The 18,752-nt window shown below is 71.5% G+C and carries 16 protein-coding genes; 4 read left to right on the top strand and 12 right to left on the bottom strand.

Annotated features, from left to right (window positions below; translation table 11 throughout):
* Window positions 1–4: 4 nt before the first annotated feature.
* The 5 genes from CFK38_RS11865 to CFK38_RS11885 all read right to left on the bottom strand — a co-directional run bounded on the left by CFK38_RS11865 (window position 5) and on the right by CFK38_RS11885 (window position 4,971).
* Window positions 5–1,114, bottom strand: coding sequence for a prephenate dehydrogenase (locus CFK38_RS11865; RefSeq protein ID WP_096803256.1), 1,110 nt, complete (start codon window positions 1,112–1,114; stop codon window positions 5–7).
* The gene (locus CFK38_RS11870; RefSeq protein ID WP_096803257.1) at window positions 1,111–1,983 is read right to left on the bottom strand and encodes a pseudouridine synthase; all 873 of its coding nucleotides are present in this window, start codon (window positions 1,981–1,983) and stop codon (window positions 1,111–1,113) included. Before CFK38_RS11870 ends, CFK38_RS11865 begins: the two co-directional genes overlap by 4 nt.
* Window positions 1,983–2,855, bottom strand: a complete 873-nt coding sequence (locus CFK38_RS11875) for a ParA family protein (RefSeq protein WP_096803258.1) — start codon at window positions 2,853–2,855, stop codon at window positions 1,983–1,985. Before CFK38_RS11875 ends, CFK38_RS11870 begins: the two co-directional genes overlap by 1 nt.
* A 173-nt stretch (window positions 2,856–3,028) precedes the next feature.
* A complete protein-coding gene (locus tag CFK38_RS11880; protein WP_096803259.1) occupies window positions 3,029–4,024 on the bottom strand; it encodes a tyrosine recombinase in 996 nt (331 codons plus the stop codon).
* Window positions 4,021–4,971: a heme o synthase gene (locus CFK38_RS11885; RefSeq protein WP_096803260.1), complete on the bottom strand. Its 951-nt coding sequence runs from the start codon at window positions 4,969–4,971 to the stop codon at window positions 4,021–4,023. Before CFK38_RS11885 ends, CFK38_RS11880 begins: the two co-directional genes overlap by 4 nt.
* A gap of 344 nt (window positions 4,972–5,315) precedes the next feature.
* Between CFK38_RS11885 and tkt the strand changes: the two genes are divergently transcribed.
* The 4 genes from tkt to pgl all read left to right on the top strand — a co-directional run bounded on the left by tkt (window position 5,316) and on the right by pgl (window position 12,042).
* The gene (gene tkt, locus CFK38_RS11890) at window positions 5,316–7,421 is read left to right on the top strand and encodes a transketolase (protein ID WP_096803261.1); all 2,106 of its coding nucleotides are present in this window, start codon (window positions 5,316–5,318) and stop codon (window positions 7,419–7,421) included.
* A 168-nt stretch (window positions 7,422–7,589) separates the two neighbouring features.
* Complete coding sequence (gene tal / locus CFK38_RS11895; RefSeq protein ID WP_096803262.1) at window positions 7,590–8,705, top strand: transaldolase; 1,116 nt, start codon at window positions 7,590–7,592, stop codon at window positions 8,703–8,705.
* A gap of 170 nt (window positions 8,706–8,875) precedes the next feature.
* On the top strand, window positions 8,876–10,330 hold the full coding sequence (gene zwf, locus CFK38_RS11900) for a glucose-6-phosphate dehydrogenase (RefSeq protein WP_245851301.1): 1,455 nt from the start codon (window positions 8,876–8,878) through the stop codon (window positions 10,328–10,330).
* On the top strand, window positions 10,327–12,042 hold the full coding sequence (gene pgl, locus CFK38_RS11905) for a 6-phosphogluconolactonase (RefSeq protein ID WP_096803264.1): 1,716 nt from the start codon (window positions 10,327–10,329) through the stop codon (window positions 12,040–12,042). The genes zwf and pgl overlap by 4 nt, the downstream gene beginning before the upstream one ends.
* Before the next feature lie 69 nt (window positions 12,043–12,111).
* Here pgl and secG read toward each other — a convergent pair whose 3' ends face one another.
* The 7 genes from secG to rapZ form a co-directional block, all read right to left on the bottom strand.
* A complete protein-coding gene (secG, locus tag CFK38_RS11910) occupies window positions 12,112–12,354 on the bottom strand; it encodes a preprotein translocase subunit SecG (protein ID WP_157773579.1) in 243 nt (80 codons plus the stop codon).
* A gap of 126 nt (window positions 12,355–12,480) precedes the next feature.
* The gene (gene tpiA, locus CFK38_RS11915) at window positions 12,481–13,257 is read right to left on the bottom strand and encodes a triose-phosphate isomerase (RefSeq protein WP_096803266.1); all 777 of its coding nucleotides are present in this window, start codon (window positions 13,255–13,257) and stop codon (window positions 12,481–12,483) included.
* Complete coding sequence (locus tag CFK38_RS11920) at window positions 13,254–14,456, bottom strand: phosphoglycerate kinase (protein WP_096803267.1); 1,203 nt, start codon at window positions 14,454–14,456, stop codon at window positions 13,254–13,256. Before CFK38_RS11920 ends, tpiA begins: the two co-directional genes overlap by 4 nt.
* 145 nt (window positions 14,457–14,601) lie before the next feature.
* Window positions 14,602–15,606, bottom strand: coding sequence for a type I glyceraldehyde-3-phosphate dehydrogenase (gene gap, locus CFK38_RS11925; RefSeq protein ID WP_096803268.1), 1,005 nt, complete (start codon window positions 15,604–15,606; stop codon window positions 14,602–14,604).
* 111 nt (window positions 15,607–15,717) lie between these two features.
* A complete protein-coding gene (gene whiA / locus CFK38_RS11930) occupies window positions 15,718–16,716 on the bottom strand; it encodes a DNA-binding protein WhiA (protein ID WP_096803269.1) in 999 nt (332 codons plus the stop codon).
* Entirely contained in the window at window positions 16,700–17,827 is a 1,128-nt protein-coding gene (locus tag CFK38_RS11935; protein ID WP_245851023.1) for a gluconeogenesis factor YvcK family protein, read from the bottom strand. Before CFK38_RS11935 ends, whiA begins: the two co-directional genes overlap by 17 nt.
* Window positions 17,824–18,720, bottom strand: a complete 897-nt coding sequence (gene rapZ, locus CFK38_RS11940; RefSeq protein ID WP_096803270.1) for an RNase adapter RapZ — start codon at window positions 18,718–18,720, stop codon at window positions 17,824–17,826. Before rapZ ends, CFK38_RS11935 begins: the two co-directional genes overlap by 4 nt.
* Window positions 18,721–18,752 lie beyond the last annotated feature (32 nt).

Raw genomic sequence — 18,752 nt, forward strand, 5'->3', positions numbered from 1 at the left:
GCGCTCAGGCGTCCGCGACCCTCCACCCGCGTTCGGCGAGCTCCCGCGTGAGCAGGTCCTCACGGGCGGCGTCGATCGCGATGTGCGCGAGGCCCACGTCACGTCCCAGCTCGTGCTCGAGGCGGAGATCCTCGAGGTTCACGCCGATCTGCCCGATCTCCGTGAGCAGCCGGGCGAGCTCTCCGGGACGGTCGGGGACCAGCACCACGACCGTGGCGAAGGCGTCGGTCGCACCGCCGTGCTTGCCGGGGATGCGGCGCACCCCGCGGTTGCCCGCGGAGACGAGGTCGGCCAGGGCCCGACGGGAACCGGTGCCCGGATCCGGGTCCCCCGCGAGCGTGCCGAGCGCCGTCAGCACGTCCTCGAGCCGTTCCCGGACCACGCCGAGCACCTGCCCGACCGCGCTCGCGTTCGCGCCGAGGATCTCCACCCACAGCCGCGGATCGGAGTCGGCGATGCGGGTGGTGTCGCGCAGCCCCTGGCCGGCGAGTCCCAGGGCGGGCTCGCTGGGCTCGAGCAGGGTGGCGGCCAGCAGGCTCGACATCACCTGCGGCACATGGGAGACCTGGGCGACGGCGATATCGTGCGCGGCGGCATCCATCGTGGTGGGCACCGAGCCGATCTCGAGGGCCAGGCCCCGCAGCGCGTTCACCGCACGAGGCTCGGTGCTCTGGTGAGGGACGATGACGAAGGGACGGCCCAGGAACAGATCGGCGCGGGCGGCGATCACGCCGGAGACCTCACGACCGGCCATGGGGTGGGCGCCGATGTACCGCGGCAGGTCCTCGGCCCGCGCCCGCGAGCGCAGTCCGTCCAGCACGGTGGACTTGACGCTGGCGACGTCGGCGACCAGGGCCTCCGGCCAGCTGCGCAGCGCCCGCTGGACGAGCGCCGCAGCGACGTCGGGCGGTGCCGCGACCAGCACCAGCGCAGGATCGGGGGCATCAGCGCCCGGCAGCTCCCCCACCCCGAGCTCGACGGCCAGTGCCGCGGTGCCCGGGGAGGCGTCCTCCACCTGGATCTCCACCCCGGCCCGGCGCAGCGCCAGGCCGAGGGAGCCGCCGATCAGCCCGGTGCCGATGATCCGCACCGGTGACGGCACCAGAGCCGTCACAGCCCCACCTCGGCCATCAGGGTGCCCAGCTCGCGACCGGTGAGCTCACGGGTGGTGCCGGAGGGGAGATCGCCCAGCAGGACCGGTCCGATGCGGGTGCGCATCAGGGCGGTCAGCTCGAATCCCTGGGAGGCGAACATGCGGCGCACGATGCGGTTGCGGCCCTCGTGGAGCGTCACCTCGACCACCGCTTCACGGCCGTCCTGGGCCAGCACCCGGGCGCGGTCGGCGCGGGCCGGACCGTCCTCGAGCTGGACCCCTTCGCGCAGCGTCTTGACCAGGCCGCGCGGCGGACCGCCGGGGGCGTCGAAGCGGCACACGTAGGTCTTGGCGACCTCGAAGCTGGGATGGGTGAGGCGGTGGGCGAGCTCGCCGTCGTTGGTCAGCAGCAGCAGACCCTCGGTCTCGTAGTCCAGCCGGCCCACGTGATAGAGCCGCTGCGGGTGCCCGGCGGTGAACTCGCTGAGGTCGCGCCGCCCCTCGGGGTCGCTCATCGCCGAGACCACCGCCCTGGGCTTGTTCAGCACCAGGGTCAGCTTGGACGTGTCCAGCTGCAGCCGGCGGCCGTCGACGTGGATCACCTGTGCGGCGGGATCCACGCGGACACCCTGCTCCTGGACGATCTCGCCGTCCACCCGCACCCGGCCGCCGGAGATCAGCGCCTCGCAGGCACGGCGCGAGCCGAGACCGGCCCGGGCCAGCACCTTCTGCAGTCGCTCGCCGTCGTCCCGATGCGGCTCCGACGAGGAGCCGGCAGTGGCGGCGCCGGCCGTGACCGGCTTCCCCTCGCCGTCGCGGAGACGGACGTGACGGGGCGGGGTGAAGGCGCTGCGCCGTCGGGCCGGGCGGCCGGAGCGATCCGCGGCCATCAGGCGGCGGCGCCGCGGGAGATGAGCTCCCGGGCCAGCTGGCGGTAGGCCGCCGCGCCCTTGTTCGAGGTGGCGAAGGAGATGATCGGCTCCGCGGCCACGGAGGCGTCGGGGAACTTCACGGTGCGGTTGATGGTGGTGTGGAGGACCTGGTCCGGGAACGCCTCCACGACGCGCTGGCACACCTCGCGGGCGTGCAGGGTGCGCGGGTCGAACATGGTGATGAGGATGCCGTCGAGCTCGAGGCGCGGGTTGATGCGGTCCTGGACCTTCTCGATGGTCTCCACCAGCAGCGCCACGCCGCGCAGCGCGAAGTACTCGGCCTCCAGCGGGATGATCACGCCGTGGCTGGCGGCCAGTGCGTTCACGGTCAGCAGCCCCAGGGACGGCTGGCAGTCGATGAGGATGACGTCGTAGTCGTCGGCCACCGGGCGCAGCACCCGGGCCAGGGCCATCTCGCGAGCGACCTCGTTGACGAGGGTGACCTCCGCGGCGGAGAGGTCGATGTTGGCCGGGAGCACGTCGAGGTTCTCGGTGTGCGTCTCCTGGATGACGCCGTGCACGTCGTGACCGCGCTCCATGAGCAGGTTGTAGACGGTCAGGTCGAGCTCGTAGGGATTCACGCCGGTGCCCGCGCTGAGGGCGCCCTGGGGATCGAGGTCCACCAGGAGCACCTTGCGGCCGAGCTCGGCCAGTGCCGCACCCAGATTGATGACACTGGTCGTCTTCCCGACCCCGCCCTTCTGGTTCACCATCGAGATGATCCGGGCCGGGCCGTGGCCGTCGAGCGGGGCCGGCTCCGGGAGCTCCGGCATCGGGCGCCCGGTCGGGCCGAGGTCGATGTCGAGCTGCTGGGAGGAGGTCGGGCTCACGTCGGTGTCCTGTCGTCGGCGTCGTGGTCTGTGGCGGGCACGGGGCGCTCCGCGATGGGTCCGGTAAGGGTCCGGTCCCGGTCCGGGAAGCGGGAGCTGCGCCGTGCTGTCGTCGTCTCGCGCAGGACGTCCGCCGCCGGTGGGGCCGGGCAGGGGCGTCGTGCCGGACAAGTCTAAGCCCCCCGCCGGGCCCGGGGGTGGGCACCCGCATGGGTCTCGCGCAGCGAATCCACTGTGACCTGCGTGTACAGCTGTGTCGTGGTGACCGATGCATGACCGAGCAGCTCCTGCACGGACCGCACATCCGCTCCCCCGTGCAGCAGATGCGTCGCATAGGAGTGGCGCAGGGTGTGCGGGCTGATCGGCTCGGGCAGAGCGGTCAGCTCCGCGGCCTCGGCGGCGCGCTGGACCACCTGCCAGGCCGCCTGCCGGGTCAGCCGGGTCCCGCGCGAGCCGAGGAACACCGCCGGCGTGCCGGATCCGCGCGGGGCCAGGATCGGGCGGCCACGGGTCAGATAGGCCTCCAGCGCCTCGAGCGCGAAGCGACCGACGGGCACGATGCGGTGCCTGTCCCCCTTGCCGCGCAGCACGGCCGCGCGCTCCCCCACCTCGACGTCGTCGATGTCGAGACCGGTGGCCTCCGAGATCCGGGCGCCGAGCCCGTAGAGGACCTCGAGCAGGGCCCGGTCGCGCAGCGCCCGGGCGGTGGCGTCCCGGCCGGTGCCGGGCCGTCCCGCGGCCTCGATCAGCGCCTCGACCTGGTCGATGGTGAGCGGATGCGGCAGTCGCCGCGGCAGCGCCGGGGCCGGCACCAGCCGCGAGGGGTCCCCGGTGGTGGAGACCCGTTCGGCGTCGAGGAAGGAGTGCAGGCCGCGCACCGCGGCCAGTGATCGGGCGGCCGAGGCGGCCGAGAGCGCGCTGCCCCCGTCGGCGCCGGTGCGCAGCGCCTGCAGCCAGGCTCCGAGGTGCCGCGGGTCGACCGCTGCCGGATCGACCTCCTGCCGGGACAGGTCGCGGAGATAGCGGCGCAGGTCCCGCTCATAGGCGGCGAGGGTGTTTGCGGATAGCCCGCGCTCGATCCGCAGATGGCTGAGGTACTGCTCGAGGATCCGGCGGTCCCCGGGGCGCAGCCCCGCGGCGGCGGGATCCGGCGTGCCGCCCGGGGTCACAGAGTGACGAAGGGATCGATCGCGAGGGCGACGAACAGGACGGTCAGGTAGGTGATGGAGCCGTGGAAGACGGTCATCGGACCCAGCGCCTTCCCGGTCAGGCCGCGACGCACCCGCAGCGCGTAGCGCACCACCAGGATGCCGAACCAGAGGCCCGCGCCGACGGCAGCGACGCCGTACACCCAGCCGGTGGCGCCGAGCGGGATGATCGCGAGGCTGGAGGCGACCATCAGCGCGGTGTGCATGAGCATCTGGCGGGCCACGTTCGTGCGGGACGCGACCACCGGCAGCATCGGCACCCCGGCGGCGGCGTAGTCCGTGGAGAACTTCTCGGCCAGGGGCCAGTAGTGCGGCGGGGTCCAGAAGAAGATGACCAGGAACAGCAGCACGGCCGTCCAGGAGACGGTCCCGGTCACCGCCGACCAGCCGATCAGCACCGGCATGCAGCCGGCGACCCCGCCCCAGACGATGTTCTGGCTGGTGCGGCGCTTGAGCAGCATCGTGTAGAAGACGACGTAGAGCAGGATCGCACCGACCGCGAGGGCGGCCGAGACCCAGTTGACCAGCAGGCCCAGCCAGAGCGCGGAGACGATCGAGATCGTGATCCCGAAGATCAGGGCGGCCCGCGGCGAGACGGCCCCGGAGGGGATCGGCCGGTTGCGGGTGCGCTTCATCTTCGCGTCGATGTCGCGCTCGAGGTACATGTTCAGGGTGTTGGCACCGCCGGCGGCGAGGTAGCCACCGACCATCGTGGCCAGGATCAGCCACAGCGAGGGGAACCCGCCCGCGGCGAGGAACATGGTGGGGATGGTGGTGATCAGCAGCAGCTCGATGATCCGAGGCTTGGTCAGCGCCACGTAGCTGAGGACCACGGAGCGCACGGACTGCGGCGTCCGACCACCGTCCCGGCCCGAGTTCCGTACCGACGCTCCCTGGGTGGCGGTCACCGCCCACCGTCCTTCCTCCTGAGCGCGACGCAGTCGTCGCGTGAACGCCGCCAGTCTAGGCCGCGGGGGCGGGGTCCGGCACCCCGACACGGGGTGAGACCCGGCACCGTCCGCCCTGCACGGCGCTCCTGAGGAGCGGCGCGGGGACCGGGGACGACCGGGGACGGGGACCCGCTCCCGGCAACCGGCTGGACCGAGGAGTCGCGGAGGCACCGCCCGGACTAAGGTGGGCCCGTCGTCTCGCGCAGGACCTCGCACGCCACCGCATGCCGAGGCCCTGCCGCCGAGGCCTGTCGAACCGAGCGGCCGTCAGCGCCGTACTCCGCCGAAAGGAATCACCCGACATGACAGAGACCTTCAAGGCCCCCGAGGGCTGGACCGATCTGGACGCCCGGGCGGTCGACACCGCCCGCGTCCTCGCCGCGGACGCCGTGGAGAAGGTCGGCAGCGGTCACCCCGGCACCGCCGTGAGCCTCGCCCCGGCCGCGTACCTGCTCTATCAGGACCTGATGCGCCACGATCCGACCGATCCGACCTGGCTCGGCCGCGACCGCTTCGTCCTCTCCGCCGGACACTCCAGCCTCACCCAGTACATCCAGCTGTACCTCGGCGGTTTCGGTCTCGAGAAGCAGGACCTCGAGGAGCTGCGCACCTGGGGCTCGAAGACCCCGGGCCATCCCGAGAACTTCCTCACCCGGGGTGTCGAGATCACCACCGGCCCCCTCGGCCAGGGCGTCTCCTCCGCCGTCGGCTTCGCGATGGCGCAGCGCCGTGAGCGCGGCCTGCTCGACCCGTCCGCCGCACCGGGCACCAGCCCCTTCGACCACTTCACCTACGTGATCGTCTCCGACGGCGATCTCCAGGAAGGTGTCAGCAGCGAGGCCAGCTCGATCGCCGGCACCCAGCAGCTGGGCAACCTCATCGTGCTGTGGGACGACAACGAGATCTCCATCGAGGGTGACACCTCGATCGCGTTCACCGAGGACACCGCCGCGCGCTACGAGGCCTACGGCTGGGACGTGCGCACCGTCGACTGGAGGTCCGGCGGTGCCGAGGGCTCCGCGTACGTCGAGGACGTCGCAGCGCTGAAGGCCGAGATCCTCGCGGGCCAGAAGGTCACCGACAAGCCGACCTTCATCCGCCTGCGCACCATCATCGGCTGGCCCATCCCGGAGCTGGCCGGCAGCCACACCGTCCACGGCGCCAAGCTCGGCACCGAGGGCGTCGCGGGCCTCAAGGATGTGCTCGGCTTCGACGTCGAGCAGCAGTTCCAGGTCGACGAGGACGTGCTGGCCCACACCCGCGGCCTCGCCGAGCGCGCCGCGGCCGCGAGGGCCGAGTGGGACACGGGCTACCAGGCGTGGCGCTCCGCGAACACCGTGGCCGCGACGCTCCTGGACCGTCTGCAGGCGCGCGAGCTGCCCGCGGGCTTCGCCGAGGCGTTCCCGAGCTTCGAGACGGACGAGAAGGGCATCGCCACCCGCGCCGCCTCCGGCAAGGTGCTGGGCGAGCTCGCCGCGGTGATGCCGGAGCTGTGGGGCGGTTCCGCCGACCTCGCCGGCTCGAACAACACCACCATGAAGGGCGAGCCCTCCTTCCTGCCCGCGGAGCACAGCTCCTCCGAGTTCGCCGGTGACCAGTACGGCCGCACGCTGCACTTCGGCATCCGCGAGCACGGGATGGGCTCGATCCTGTCCGGCATCTCCCTGCACGGCCTGACCCGCCCCTACGGCGGCACCTTCTTCCAGTTCGCCGACTACATGCGCGGTGCGGTCCGACTCGCCTCGCTGATGAAGGTCCCGGCCACCTACGTGTGGACCCACGACTCCATCGGTCTGGGCGAGGACGGCCCCACTCACCAGCCCGTCGAGCACCTCGCCGCCTACCGGGCGATCCCGAACCTGTCGGTCGTGCGTCCGGCGGACGCCAACGAGACCTCACAGGCGTGGAAGACGATCCTGGAGCGCGACAGCGGCCCCGTGGGCCTGATCCTGTCCCGCCAGGCGATGCCGACCTTCGACCGGACCGAGCACGCCGGTGCCGAGAACCTGGCCCAGGGCGGCTACATCATGAAGGAGGCCTCGGCGGAGCCGAAGGTCATCCTCATCGCCACCGGCTCCGAGGTGCAGTACGCCGCCGCGGCGCAGACGCAGCTGGAGGCGGCCGGCACCCCGGCCCGCCTGGTCTCGATGCCGTGCGTGGAATGGTTCGACGAGCAGGACGAGGCGTACCGGGAGTCCGTGCTCCCCGCCTCCGTCACCGCGCGCGTGAGCGTCGAGGCCGGGATCGCGATGCCGTGGCACCGCTTCCTGGGCACCCACGGCCGGGCGGTCTCGCTCGAGCACTACGGCGCCTCCGCCGACGCCAAGACCCTCTTCCGCGAGTTCGGCTTCACCGCCGAGGCCGTGGTCGAGGCCGCGCAGGAGTCGCTCGCCGCCTCCGGCGCGTGAGCACGTGCGGGGCAGGACCTCGGAGGTCCTGCCCCGCCGCCCCTCCCCCGCCCGTCCGATTGCGACAGGGTTCCCCGAGCCACATCATGGAAGGATCGGGCCCTCGCGGACGTTGACCCCGACGACACCAGTTCGACACAGGGCGCCCAGCGCCCGGAAGGAACGATCATGGCTCAGAACACCCACACCCAGGCACTCTCCGACGCCGGAGTCTCCATCTGGCTCGACGACCTCTCCCGCGAGCGGATGGACACGGGCAACCTGCAGGAGCTCATCGACACGCGCAACATCGTCGGTGTGACCACGAACCCCTCGATCTTCCAGGCCGCGATCTCCGGCCGCTCCGAGTACGACGAGGACATCGCCCGCCTCACCGGCGAGGGCAAGGACGTCGAGGAGATCGTCGAGGTGCTCACCACCGACGACGTGCGCCGCGCCGCCGACCTCTTCGCCGATCTCCACACCTCCACGCACGGCCTCGACGGCCGGGTGAGCATCGAGGTCGATCCGCGCCTGGCGCATGAGACCGAGAAGACCATCGCGCAGGCGGAGCACCTCTTCGAGGTCGTGGGCCGCGAGAACATCTTCGTCAAGATCCCTGCCACCGAGGCGGGGCTCCCCGCGATCACCGCAACGATCGCCGCGGGCGTCAGCGTGAACGTCACCCTGATCTTCTCCATCGAGCGCTATCTCGCCGTGATGGATGCCTACCTCTCCGGTCTCGAGCAGGCCGCGAAGGCGGGCAGGGACCTCACGAGGATCCACTCGGTCGGCTCGTTCTTCGTCTCCCGCGTGGACGCCGAGATCGACGGCCGGCTGGAGGCGCTGGACAGCGAGGACGCCCTCGCACTGCGCGGCCAGGCGGGCCTGGCCAACGCCCAGGTCGCCTTCGGCAAGTACCTGGAGGTCTTCGCCTCCGAGCGGTTCGAGGCGCTCAAGGCCAAGGGCGCCAACGTGCAGCGCCCGCTCTGGGCGTCGACCGGGGTGAAGAACCCCGACTACCCCGACACCCTCTACGTCGACAACCTGGTCGCCGATCCGAGCGTGAACACCATGCCGGAGAAGACCCTCGAGGCCGCTGCCGACCACTCCGAGCCCAAGGCCCCGCTGAACGCCGAGATCGCCACCGCGGCCGAGTCCGTCCTCGAGCGCCTCGACGAAGCCGGCGTCGACCTCGCCGACGTCTTCGCCGTGCTCGAGCGCGAGGGCGTCGAGAAGTTCGAGAAGGCCTGGAACGGGCTGCTCGAGACCGTCTCCGAGTCGGTCGAGTCCGTCCGCGCCTGACCCCGCGAGGAGCACGGCCCGCCCACCGCGGCGGGCCGTGCTCCCGTGCTCCTGTCCGAGAAAGGACGATCGTGACCGACTCCCCCACCCTCCTCACCGGGGCGGACGCGCCGAATCCGCTGCGCGACCCCCGGGACCGCCGCCTCCCCCTCATCGCCGGCCCCAGCTCCATGGTGATGTTCGGCGTCACCGGCGACCTCGCGCGCAAGAAGCTGCTGCCCGCGATCTACGACCTCACCCACCGCGGCCTGCTCCCGCCCAGCTTCGGCCTGGTCGGCTTCGGCCGCCGCGACTGGTCCCACGACGAGTTCGCCGACTACGTCCGGAAGTCCGTCTCCGAGCACTCCCGCACCGCCTTCGACGAGAGCGTCTTCGAGCAGCTGCGCGGCGGTCTCCGCTTCGTCACCGGCACCTTCGACGACACCGCCGCCTTCGAGACGCTCACCGAGGTGGTCGGCGAGCTGGACCGCACCCGCAGCACCGGTGGCAACCACGCCTTCTACCTCTCGATCCCGCCGGACGCCTTCCCCACGGTGCTCTCGCAGCTGGCGGACTCCGGGCTCAACACCGCCGACGACGGCTCCTGGCGCCGCGCCGTGATCGAGAAGCCCTTCGGGCACGACCTGGCCTCGGCGCGCGCGCTGAACGACGTGGTCGAGAAGGCCTTCCGCCCCGAGGAGGTCTTCCGCATCGATCACTACCTGGGCAAGGAGACGGTGCAGAACATCCTGGCGCTGCGCTTCTCGAACCAGCTGTACGAGCCGCTCTGGAACGCGAACTTCGTCGACCATGTGCAGATCACGATGGCCGAGGACATCGGCATCGGGTCCCGGGCCGGCTACTACGACGGCATCGGCACCGCCCGCGATGTGATCCAGAACCACCTGCTGCAGCTGCTCGCGCTGACGGCGATGGAGGAGCCGGTCACCTTCCGCGCCTCGGACCTGCGGGCCGAGAAGGAGAAGGTCCTCTCCGCGGTGGAGCTGCCCGAGGACCTCGCCTCCCATACCTCCCGCGGCCAGTACGTGGGCGGCTGGCAGGGCGGCGAGGAGGTGCGTCCCTATCTCGAGGAGGACGGGATCCCCGCCGACTCCACCACCGAGACCTTCGCCGCGATGCGGCTGGACATCGCCACCCGCCGCTGGGCGGGCGTGCCCTTCTACCTGCGCGCAGGAAAGCGCCTGGGCCGCCGGGTCACCGAGATCGCCGTGGTCTTCAAGCGCGCCCCGTTCCTGCCCTTCCGCTCCACGGACACCGCGGATCTCGGGCAGAACGCGATCGTGATCCGCGTCCAGCCCGATGAGGGCGTGACGATGCGCTTCGGCTCCAAGGTCCCCGGCACCCAGATGGAGGTGCGTGACGTGACCATGGACTTCGCCTACGGCATGAACTTCACCGAGGAGTCGCCGGAGGCCTACGAGCGCCTGATCCTCGACATGCTGCTCGGTGATCCGCCGCTGTTCCCGCGGCAGAAGGAGGTCGAGCTCTCCTGGAAGATCCTCGACCCGATCACCGAGTACTGGGAGCAGAACCTCGACCCGTCCCCGTACCGCCCCGGCACCTGGGGCCCCGACACCGCGCACGAGATGCTCGCCCGTGACGGGCGTACCTGGAGGCGACCGTGATCACCACCCTGACCGACACCACCGCATCGACGATCAACAAGCAGATGATCGAGATGCGGGAGACCTTCGGCGAGAACACCATCGGCCGGGTCCTGACCCTCATCATCATCGCCACCGGCGACGTCGAGAAGCCCCTGGAGGCGGCCGTCGCGGCCAGCCACGAGCATCCCGCGCGGGTGATCGTGGTCGATGCGGAGCCCGAGGCCGCCAGCTCCGGTCTCGATGCCGAGATCCGGGTGGGACGCGATGCCGGCGCCGCGGAGGTCGTGATCCTGCGTGCCCGCGGTGACGTGCTGTCATCGCTGGACACCCTGGTGATGGCGCTGCTGCTGCCCGATGCTCCGATCGTGACCTGGTGGCCGGAGAACGCGCCGTCCTCGCCCGTCCACGACGTGCTGGGCTCCATGTCCCAGCGCCGGATCACCGACGCGGCGGCCTGCGCCGATCCGCTGGGGACGCTGAAGCGACTGCGCCGCGGCTACGCCAGCGGAGACTCCGACCTGGCGTGGAGCCGACTGACCCGCTGGCGCGGACTCGTCGCCAGCGCCTACGAGGTCCCACCCGTCGCCGTTCCCCAGCAGATCCAGGTCAGCGGCACCGCCGACAACCCCTCGGTGACGCTGATGGCCGGCTGGCTCCAGCACGCGCTCGGCGTCGACGTCGAGGTGCTGCCCCCGCGCGAGGGGGCGCCGGACTGCGCGGGGGTGCACAGCGTGCGCCTGGTCCGCGAGGACGGCACCATCGAGCTCAGCCGGGTGGACGACGACTCGATCATCATGAAGCTCCCCGGGGACGACACCGGTCAGCACGTGACGATGCCGCGTCGCACCCTGCCCGAGCTGGTCACGGAGGAGCTGCGCCGGCTGGATCCGGACGAGGTGTACGGCGAGGTCCTCGCCAGCACCTACAGCAGCATCGGTGACGCCGCGACCTTCGCCACCGGGAAGCCCGCGCCGCAGGATGTGGTGGGGCCCGATGCCGACGCGGTCGCGGCGGCCGCCGCCTCGGCCACCGCCGCGCAGCTGGCCGCCGCGCTCGCGGAGCGCCCGCAGGCCCATCTCGTGCTCACGGGCGGGACGGTGGGCACCAGGACCGCGGCCGCACTGCCGGAGGCCCTGCTCGCAGCGGGCGTCGACTGCAGCCGGCTGCATCTGTGGTGGGGCGATGAGCGCTACGTGGACCCCGACTCCGCGGAGCGCAACGAGGTCGGTGTGCGCGAGTCGCTGCTCGCACCGCTCCAGTCGACGGCCGGACTGCCCGCCCGCCACGTCCACGTGATGCCCTCCCCCGCCGACGGCATGTCGCTGGACGACGCCGCCGCCTGGTACGGGCAGCAGCTCGACCAGATGGGCGGCGACGAGCCGTTCAGCACCCGGGGCCAGGCATTCTTCGACGTGCTGCTGCTCGGGGTGGGGCCCGATGGGCACATCGCCTCGCTGTTCCCGCAGCACCCCGGTCAGCGCCGGGTCAGCACCAGCGCGGCCGGGGTGACCGACTCGCCCAAACCGCCGTCGGAGCGGATCTCGCTGACCTGGCCGGTGCTGAACTCGGCCCGGCACGTGGCGCTGCTGGTCGCCGGGGCGGAGAAGGCCGGCGCCGTCCGCGACGCCCACGGGCAGATCGATCCGTGGCGGGTTCCGGCGTCGTCCGTGCGCGGCCTGGAGTCGACCACCTGGTATCTGGACGAGGCGGCGGCGCAGATCCCGAGCTGAGCGCCTCCCTGCAGGACGAAGGGCCGGTCACCTCACGGTGACCGGCCCTTCCTCAGGTATGAGATGGAGTCAGAGCAGCTTCTCCACGATGCCCAGACCCACAGCGCACAGGCCCCACGACACGGCGACCCCGACGGTGAGCCGGTTGAGGTTGCGCTCGGCGACCCCTGACGCGCTCGCGGACGAGGAGACGCCACCACCGAACATGTCGGACAGACCACCGCCGCGCCCCTTGTGCAGCAGGACGAACATGATGGTGAGCAGGCCGAGGACGGCCAGCAGGATCTGAAGGACGAGCTTCAGCAGAGACAGATCCACGTGGACGAGCACCTTCCGATGGGACGGGCGGACCGATCCAGCATACGCCACGGGCCGGGTCCGCTCAGGACCCGGCCCGCGTGGGACGGCTTACTCTCGGGCCGCGTCAGCCCGCTGCGGTCACCCCTGGTACCCGGCGATCTTGGCGAACTCCTCGGCCTTCAGCGAGGCGCCGCCCACGAGTGCGCCGTCGACGTCGGCCTTGCCCATCAGCTCGACCACGTTGGAGGACTTCACGCTGCCGCCGTACAGGACGCGCACCGCATCGGCGACGACGTCGCCGTACTGCTCACGCAGCGCCTCGCGGAGGGCGTGGCAGACCTCCTGCGCATCGTCCGCGCCGGCGACCTCGCCGGTGCCGATCGCCCAGACCGGCTCGTAGGCGATGACGATCTTTTCCGCCTGCTCGGCGGTCAGACCCTCGATGCCGCCGGTGAGCTGCGCGAGGGTGTACGGGACGTGGTTGCCGGCCTTGCGCTCCTCGAGCGGCTCGCCGACGCACAGGATCGGGGTCAGGCCCGCGGCGAAGGCGGCCTTCACCTTGGCGCCTGTGACCTGCTCGTCCTCGCCGTGGTACTGGCGGCGCTCGGAGTGGCCCACGGCGACATAGGTCGCGCCCAGCGCCTTCAGCATCGCCCCGGAGACCTCACCGGTGAAGGCGCCGGACTCGTGCGCGGAGATGTCCTGCGCGCCGTAGGCGATCGGCAGCTTGCCGGCGTCGACGGCCACCTGGACGGTGCGGATGTCCACGAAGGGCGGCAGCACGACGGTCTCGACCTTGTCGGTGTCGAAGCCCTTGAGCTGGTCGCCGAGCTCCTCGACGAGGGCGAGGCCCTGCTTCCAGTCGAGGTTCATCTTCCAGTTGCCCGCCATCAGCGGGGTGCGGGGGGTGGTCATTCGGTGTCCTCCTCGAGGATGGAGATGCCCGGCAGGTCCTTGCCCTCGATGAGCTCGAGGCTCGCGCCGCCGCCGGTGGAGATGTGCGAGAAGAGGGATTCGTCGAATCCGAGGGTGCGGACCGCGGCGGCGGAGTCGCCACCGCCGACCACGGTGAAGCCGGGAGCCTTCGAGAGGGTCTCCGCGACCGCGATGGTGCCCTGGGCGAAGTTCTCGAACTCGAACACGCCCATGGGGCCGTTCCAGAACACGGTCGCCGCATCGGAGATCTTCTCGCCGAACAGCGTCGCCGTCTCCGGGCCGATGTCCATGCCCTCCTGGTCGGCGGGCATCTCCTCGACGGGGACCACGGTCGGTGCGGCGTCGGCGGAGAACTCGGGGGCCACCACGGTGTCCACCGGGAGCACCAGCTCGACGCCGTCGCGCTCGGCGCGCTCCATGTACTCGCGGACCACGTCGAGCTTGGACTCGTCCAGCAGGGACCGCCCCACCTCGAAGCCCTTCGCCTTCTGGAAGGTGTAGGCCATGCCGCCGCCGATGAGGATCCGATCGGCCTTGCCCAGCAGGGAGTCGATCACGCCGAGCTTGTCGGCGATCTTCGCCCCGCCGAGGACCACCACGAAGGGGCGCTCGGGCCGGTCGGTGACCTTCTGCAGGGACTCGACCTCGCTGCGCACCAGTTCGCCGGCGGCCGCGGGCAGCAGGGTCGCGAGCTCGAAGACGGAGGCCTGCTTGCGGTGGACGACCCCGAAGCCGTCGGAGACGAAGGCATCGCCGAGCGCAGCCAGCTCCGTGGCGAAGGCGAGCCGCTCGGCGTCGTCCTTCGAGGTCTCCCCCGCGTTGAAGCGCAGGTTCTCCAGGACGGCGACGCCGCCGTCGGCCAGGCCGGCCACGACGTCCTGTGCGGCGGGGCCGACGGTGTCGGTCGCGAAGGCGACGTCCTGGCCCAGCAGCTCGCCGAGGCGACCGACGACGGGCTGCAGGGAGTACTTCTCCTCCGGGGCGCCCTTCGGGCGGCCGAGATGGGAGAGCACGACGACCCGCGCCCCGGCCTCGACCAGACGCGTCAGCGTGGGCAGCGCGGCGAGGATGCGGCCGTCATCGGTGATGGTGGTCCCGTCCAGCGGGACGTTGAGGTCTGCCCGGACGAGCACGCGCTTGCCGCGCAGCTCGCCGAGCGAATCGATGGTCTTCAGCACTGTGGTGCTCCTTCAGGATCGTGCCGTCGTGCCGCGCGGCGGCCCGACGGCTCTGGGGACGAGCGGAGCCCGCCGGGCACCGACCTCTCGGGCGGCGGCCGGCGGGCTCCGGAACTGTCCTGGTCGTCCTACGACGACGCCGGGATCAGAGGGACTTGCCGACGAGCTGCGAGAGCTCGACGAGACGGTTCGAGAAGCCCCACTCGTTGTCGTACCAGGTGAACACCTTGACCATGTTGCCGTTGACCTTGGTCAGCTGCCCATCGACGATCGAGGAGTGCGGATCGCCCTCGATGTCCTTGGAGACGATCGGATCCTCGGTGTAGCGCAGGACGCCCTTGAGCGGACCCTCGGCGGCCTTCTTCAGCGCGGCGTTGATCTCCTCGGCGGAGACCTCGCGCGAGGCCTCGAAGACGAGGTCGGTGATCGAGCCGGTGGGGACCGGGACGCGCAGCGAGTAGCCGTCCAGCTTGCCCTTGAGCTCCGGGAGCACCAGCGCCACGGCCTTGGCCGCCCCGGTGGTGGTCGGGATGATGTTCAGGGCGGCGGCGCGGGCACGGCGCGGGTCCTTGTGCGGGCCGTCCTGGAGCGACTGGTCCGAGGTGTAGGCGTGGATCGTGGTCATCAGACCCTTGACGATGCCGAACTCGTCGTTCAGCACCTTCGCCACCGGCGCGAGGCTGTTGGTGGTGCAGGACGCGTTGGAGATGATGTCGTGCTTCGCGGGGTCGTACTCGCCCTCGTTCACACCGATCACGAAGGTCGCGTCCTCGTTCTTCGCCGGAGCGGAGATGATGACCTTCTTGGCACCGGCCTCGATGTGGGCCTTGGCCTTCTCGGCGTCGGTGAAGATGCCGGTGGACTCGATGACGACGTCCGCGCCGATCTCGCCCCACGGGATGTTCTTCGGATCGCGCTCGGCGAACGCCTTGAAGGAGCTCTGGCCGACGGTGATCGAGTCGTCGTCGAAGGAGACGTCGTGGGCCAGGACGCCGCCGATGGAGTCGTACTTGATGAGGTTCGCGAGCGTCGCGTTGTCGGTGAGGTCGTTCACACCGACGATCTGGATGTCCGCCTTCTGCTCGAGAGCGGCGCGCAGGAAGTTACGGCCGATGCGGCCGAATCCGTTGATACCAACCTTGACTGTCAAGGGTTCCTCCTAGATTCACAGCCCAGCTGCGAAATTCCGGTACTGATATGGCGCGCACGCCCTCGTACGCTCGGACGGCGCCGGACTCACCCGACGGCCTCCACGATCCTATCAATGACCGGGGTCCGGTGACGGCGGGAGCCGCTCCTCGTCCACCCCTTGGTCGGTCCCCGGCACGCCGAGCTCCTCCGCGCGCTTGTCCGCGGTCGCCAGCAGGCGCCGGATCCGGCCCGCCACGGCGTCCTTCGTCAGCGGCGGGTCCGCCAGGCGTCCGAGCTCCTCCAGACTCGACTGGCGGTGCTCCAGGCGGAGGGTGCCCGCGGCCTGGAGATGCTCGGGCACCTCGTCGCCGAGGATCTCCAGCGCGCGCTGGACCCGCTGTCCCGCGGCCACCGCCGCCCGGGCGGAGCGTCGCAGGTTCGCGTCGTCGAAGTTGGCCAGCCGGTGGGCGGTGGCCTTCACCTCGCGCCGGGTGCGTCGCTCCTCCCAGATCTTCACGGTCTCCGGGGCCCCCATGCGCGCCAGCAGCATCGAGATCGCGTCGCCGTCGCGCAGCACCACCCGGTCCGTCCCGCGGGCCTCGCGGGCCTTCGAGGCGACGCCCAGGCGGCGGGCGGCCCCCACCATCGCCAGCGCCACCTCGGGTCCCGGGCAGGACAGCTCCAGCGCCGAGGAGCGGCCGGGCTCGGTGAGCGTGCCGCGGGCGAGGAAGGCGCCGCGCCAGGCGGCCTCCGCGTCGACCGAGGCACCGCCGACCACGAACGGCGGCATCCCGCGCACCGGGCGGCCGCGCGCGTCCAGCAGACCGGTCTGCCGCGCGAGCATCCCGCCCTCCCGCTCGACCCGGACGATGTAGCGCGTGGTGCGCCGGATCCCGGACGGGGCGAGGACGGCCAGATCGGCGCGGTGCCCGTACATGTCGGCGATGATCCCGTGCAGACGGCGCGCGACCGCCGCGGAGTCCAGTTCCGCCTCGACCACCACCCGCCCTGCCACCAGGTGCAGTCCGCCGGCGAAGCGGAGCATCGCCGCCGCCTCGGCCTTGCGGGCGGAGGGGCGGCTCACCTCGAGATGGCTCAGCTCCTCCTTCGCCTCACCCGTCAGAGCCATGCGTGTCCTCCTCGGTCCTCGTCGTCGCGGGAGCCGCCGCGGCCCCCGCTGCCCCGAGCGCGGTCCCCTCGTGCTCGGGTTCGACGTCGCCGTAGGCATCGTCGAAGAGATCACGGTACGCGGCGGCGAGGCGCACCGGGTCGTGATGGGGCGTGCCGTCCCCCACGCTCACCTGGCGCAGGAGCGTCCTGATGCCGCGGGAGCGGGCATCCTCCGCGAGGTCCAGGGCGTCCTCGAGCGTGGTGGGGTCCGCCAGCAGCGCGTCGAAACGGCATCCCTGCGAGGCGTTGACCAGCACTTCGAGCATGTCCTGGCTGGTCATCCCCTCCGCCTCCTGCGCCCCCACCGAGAGGTTCGTGGTGATGCAGACCCGTGCCGGGCTGGTGCGGATCGCCTCGGCGATCTCCGGGATCATCAGGTGCGGGAGCACGGAGGTGTACCAGGAGCCGGGGCCGACGATGATCCAGTCGGCCCGGCCCAGGGCGTCGATGACGTCCTGCGGCACCCGCGGACGCTCGGGGATCAGGCGCACGTCCTCGACGCGGCCCTCGGCGGTGGCCACCTGCCACTGCCCGGAGACCGTGCGCAGCTCGCCATCGGCCCCGCGCACGTGGGCCTCGATGTCCAGGGGCTCCAGCGCCATCGGCAGCACGCGGCCGCGCGCGCCGAGCAGCTCGGCCATCTGGTCCAGGCCCTCGATGGGATCCTCGAGGATCTGCCAGAGCGCGACGATCAGCAGATTGCCCAGCGCGTGCCCGTCCAGCTCGCCGTCGGTGGCGAAGCGGTGCTGGATGACGTCACCCCAGATCGAGCCCCAGTCGGAGTCCTCGCACAGCGCGGCGAGCGCCATCCGCAGGTCGCCGGGCGGCAGCACCGGCATCTCGGTGCGGATCCGGCCGGAGGAGCCGCCGTTGTCCGCGACCGTGACCACGGCGGTGATGTCATCGGCCAGCAGCCGCAGCGCGCGCAGGTTCGCGGCGAGGCCGTGCCCGCCGCCGAGCGCGACCACGCGCAGCGGTCGCTGGGGGTCGCCGCGGCGGCCGCGGCGGGCGCTGGCGGAGCGGTCCGCGCTGCGCAGGCGGAAGCCGCCGGAACGGGGCGCGATGCTCATTCTCGCCCCAGATCGCGGTGACGGATCCGGACGGCGTGCCCGGCCCTGCGCAGCTCGTCGCCGATCTTCTCGGAGACCGCGACGCTGCGGTGCTTGCCACCGGTGCAGCCCACCGCAAGCGTGGTGAAGTGCTTGTTCTCGGTGCTGTAGCCGCGCAGCACGGGCGTGATCATCTCGAGATAGCGGCTCACGAACTCGCCCGCATTCGCGTCCCCCAGCACGAAGTCGGCGACCTCGGGATCCGTGCCGCGCTTCGGTCTCAGCTCGGGCACCCAGTAGGGGTTGGGGATGAAGCGGACGTCGCTGACGTGGTCGGCCTCCAGCGGGATCCCGTACTTGAACCCGAAGGACAGCATGGTCACCGTCAGCTGCTGCTCCTCGCTGGTGCCGAAGACGGTGCGCATCTTCATGGTCAGCTGGTGCACGTTCAGCGGGGAGGTGTCCACCACCAGATCCGCCATCCGGCGGTACGGGGCCAGCATCTCCCGCTCCCGGCGGATGCCCTCCAGCACGCCCTCCTCCCCCTGCAGCGGGTGGGGGCGCCGCACCGAGTCGAAGCGCCGCACCAGGGTCGACTCATCGGCGGTGAGGAAGAGCAGCCGCAGCCGCAGATCGGCCTTGCGCAGTTCGGCCACCACGTCGGCGAGCTCGTTGAAGAACGGACCGGAGCGGGGGTCGACCACCACCGCGAAGCGGTTCTCCCGGCCCACGGCGGTGGCGCGGAGGTCGTACAGCGTGCCGATCAGCTGCGGGGCGATGTTGTAGACGACGTACCAGCCCATGTCCTCCAGGGCGTGGGCGGCCGTCTCGCGCCCGGCCCCGGCGAGGCCGGTGATGATGACGACGTCGCCACGGGTGTCGGTGCACGGGCCGGGGGTTCGGTCCTCGGTCACGGGCGCTCCTTCCAGGACAGGGGCAGCAGGCC

It is taken from the genome of Brachybacterium vulturis (assembly GCF_002407185.1).
In the GTDB taxonomy this organism is placed as follows: Bacteria; Actinomycetota; Actinomycetes; order Actinomycetales; family Dermabacteraceae; genus Brachybacterium; species Brachybacterium vulturis.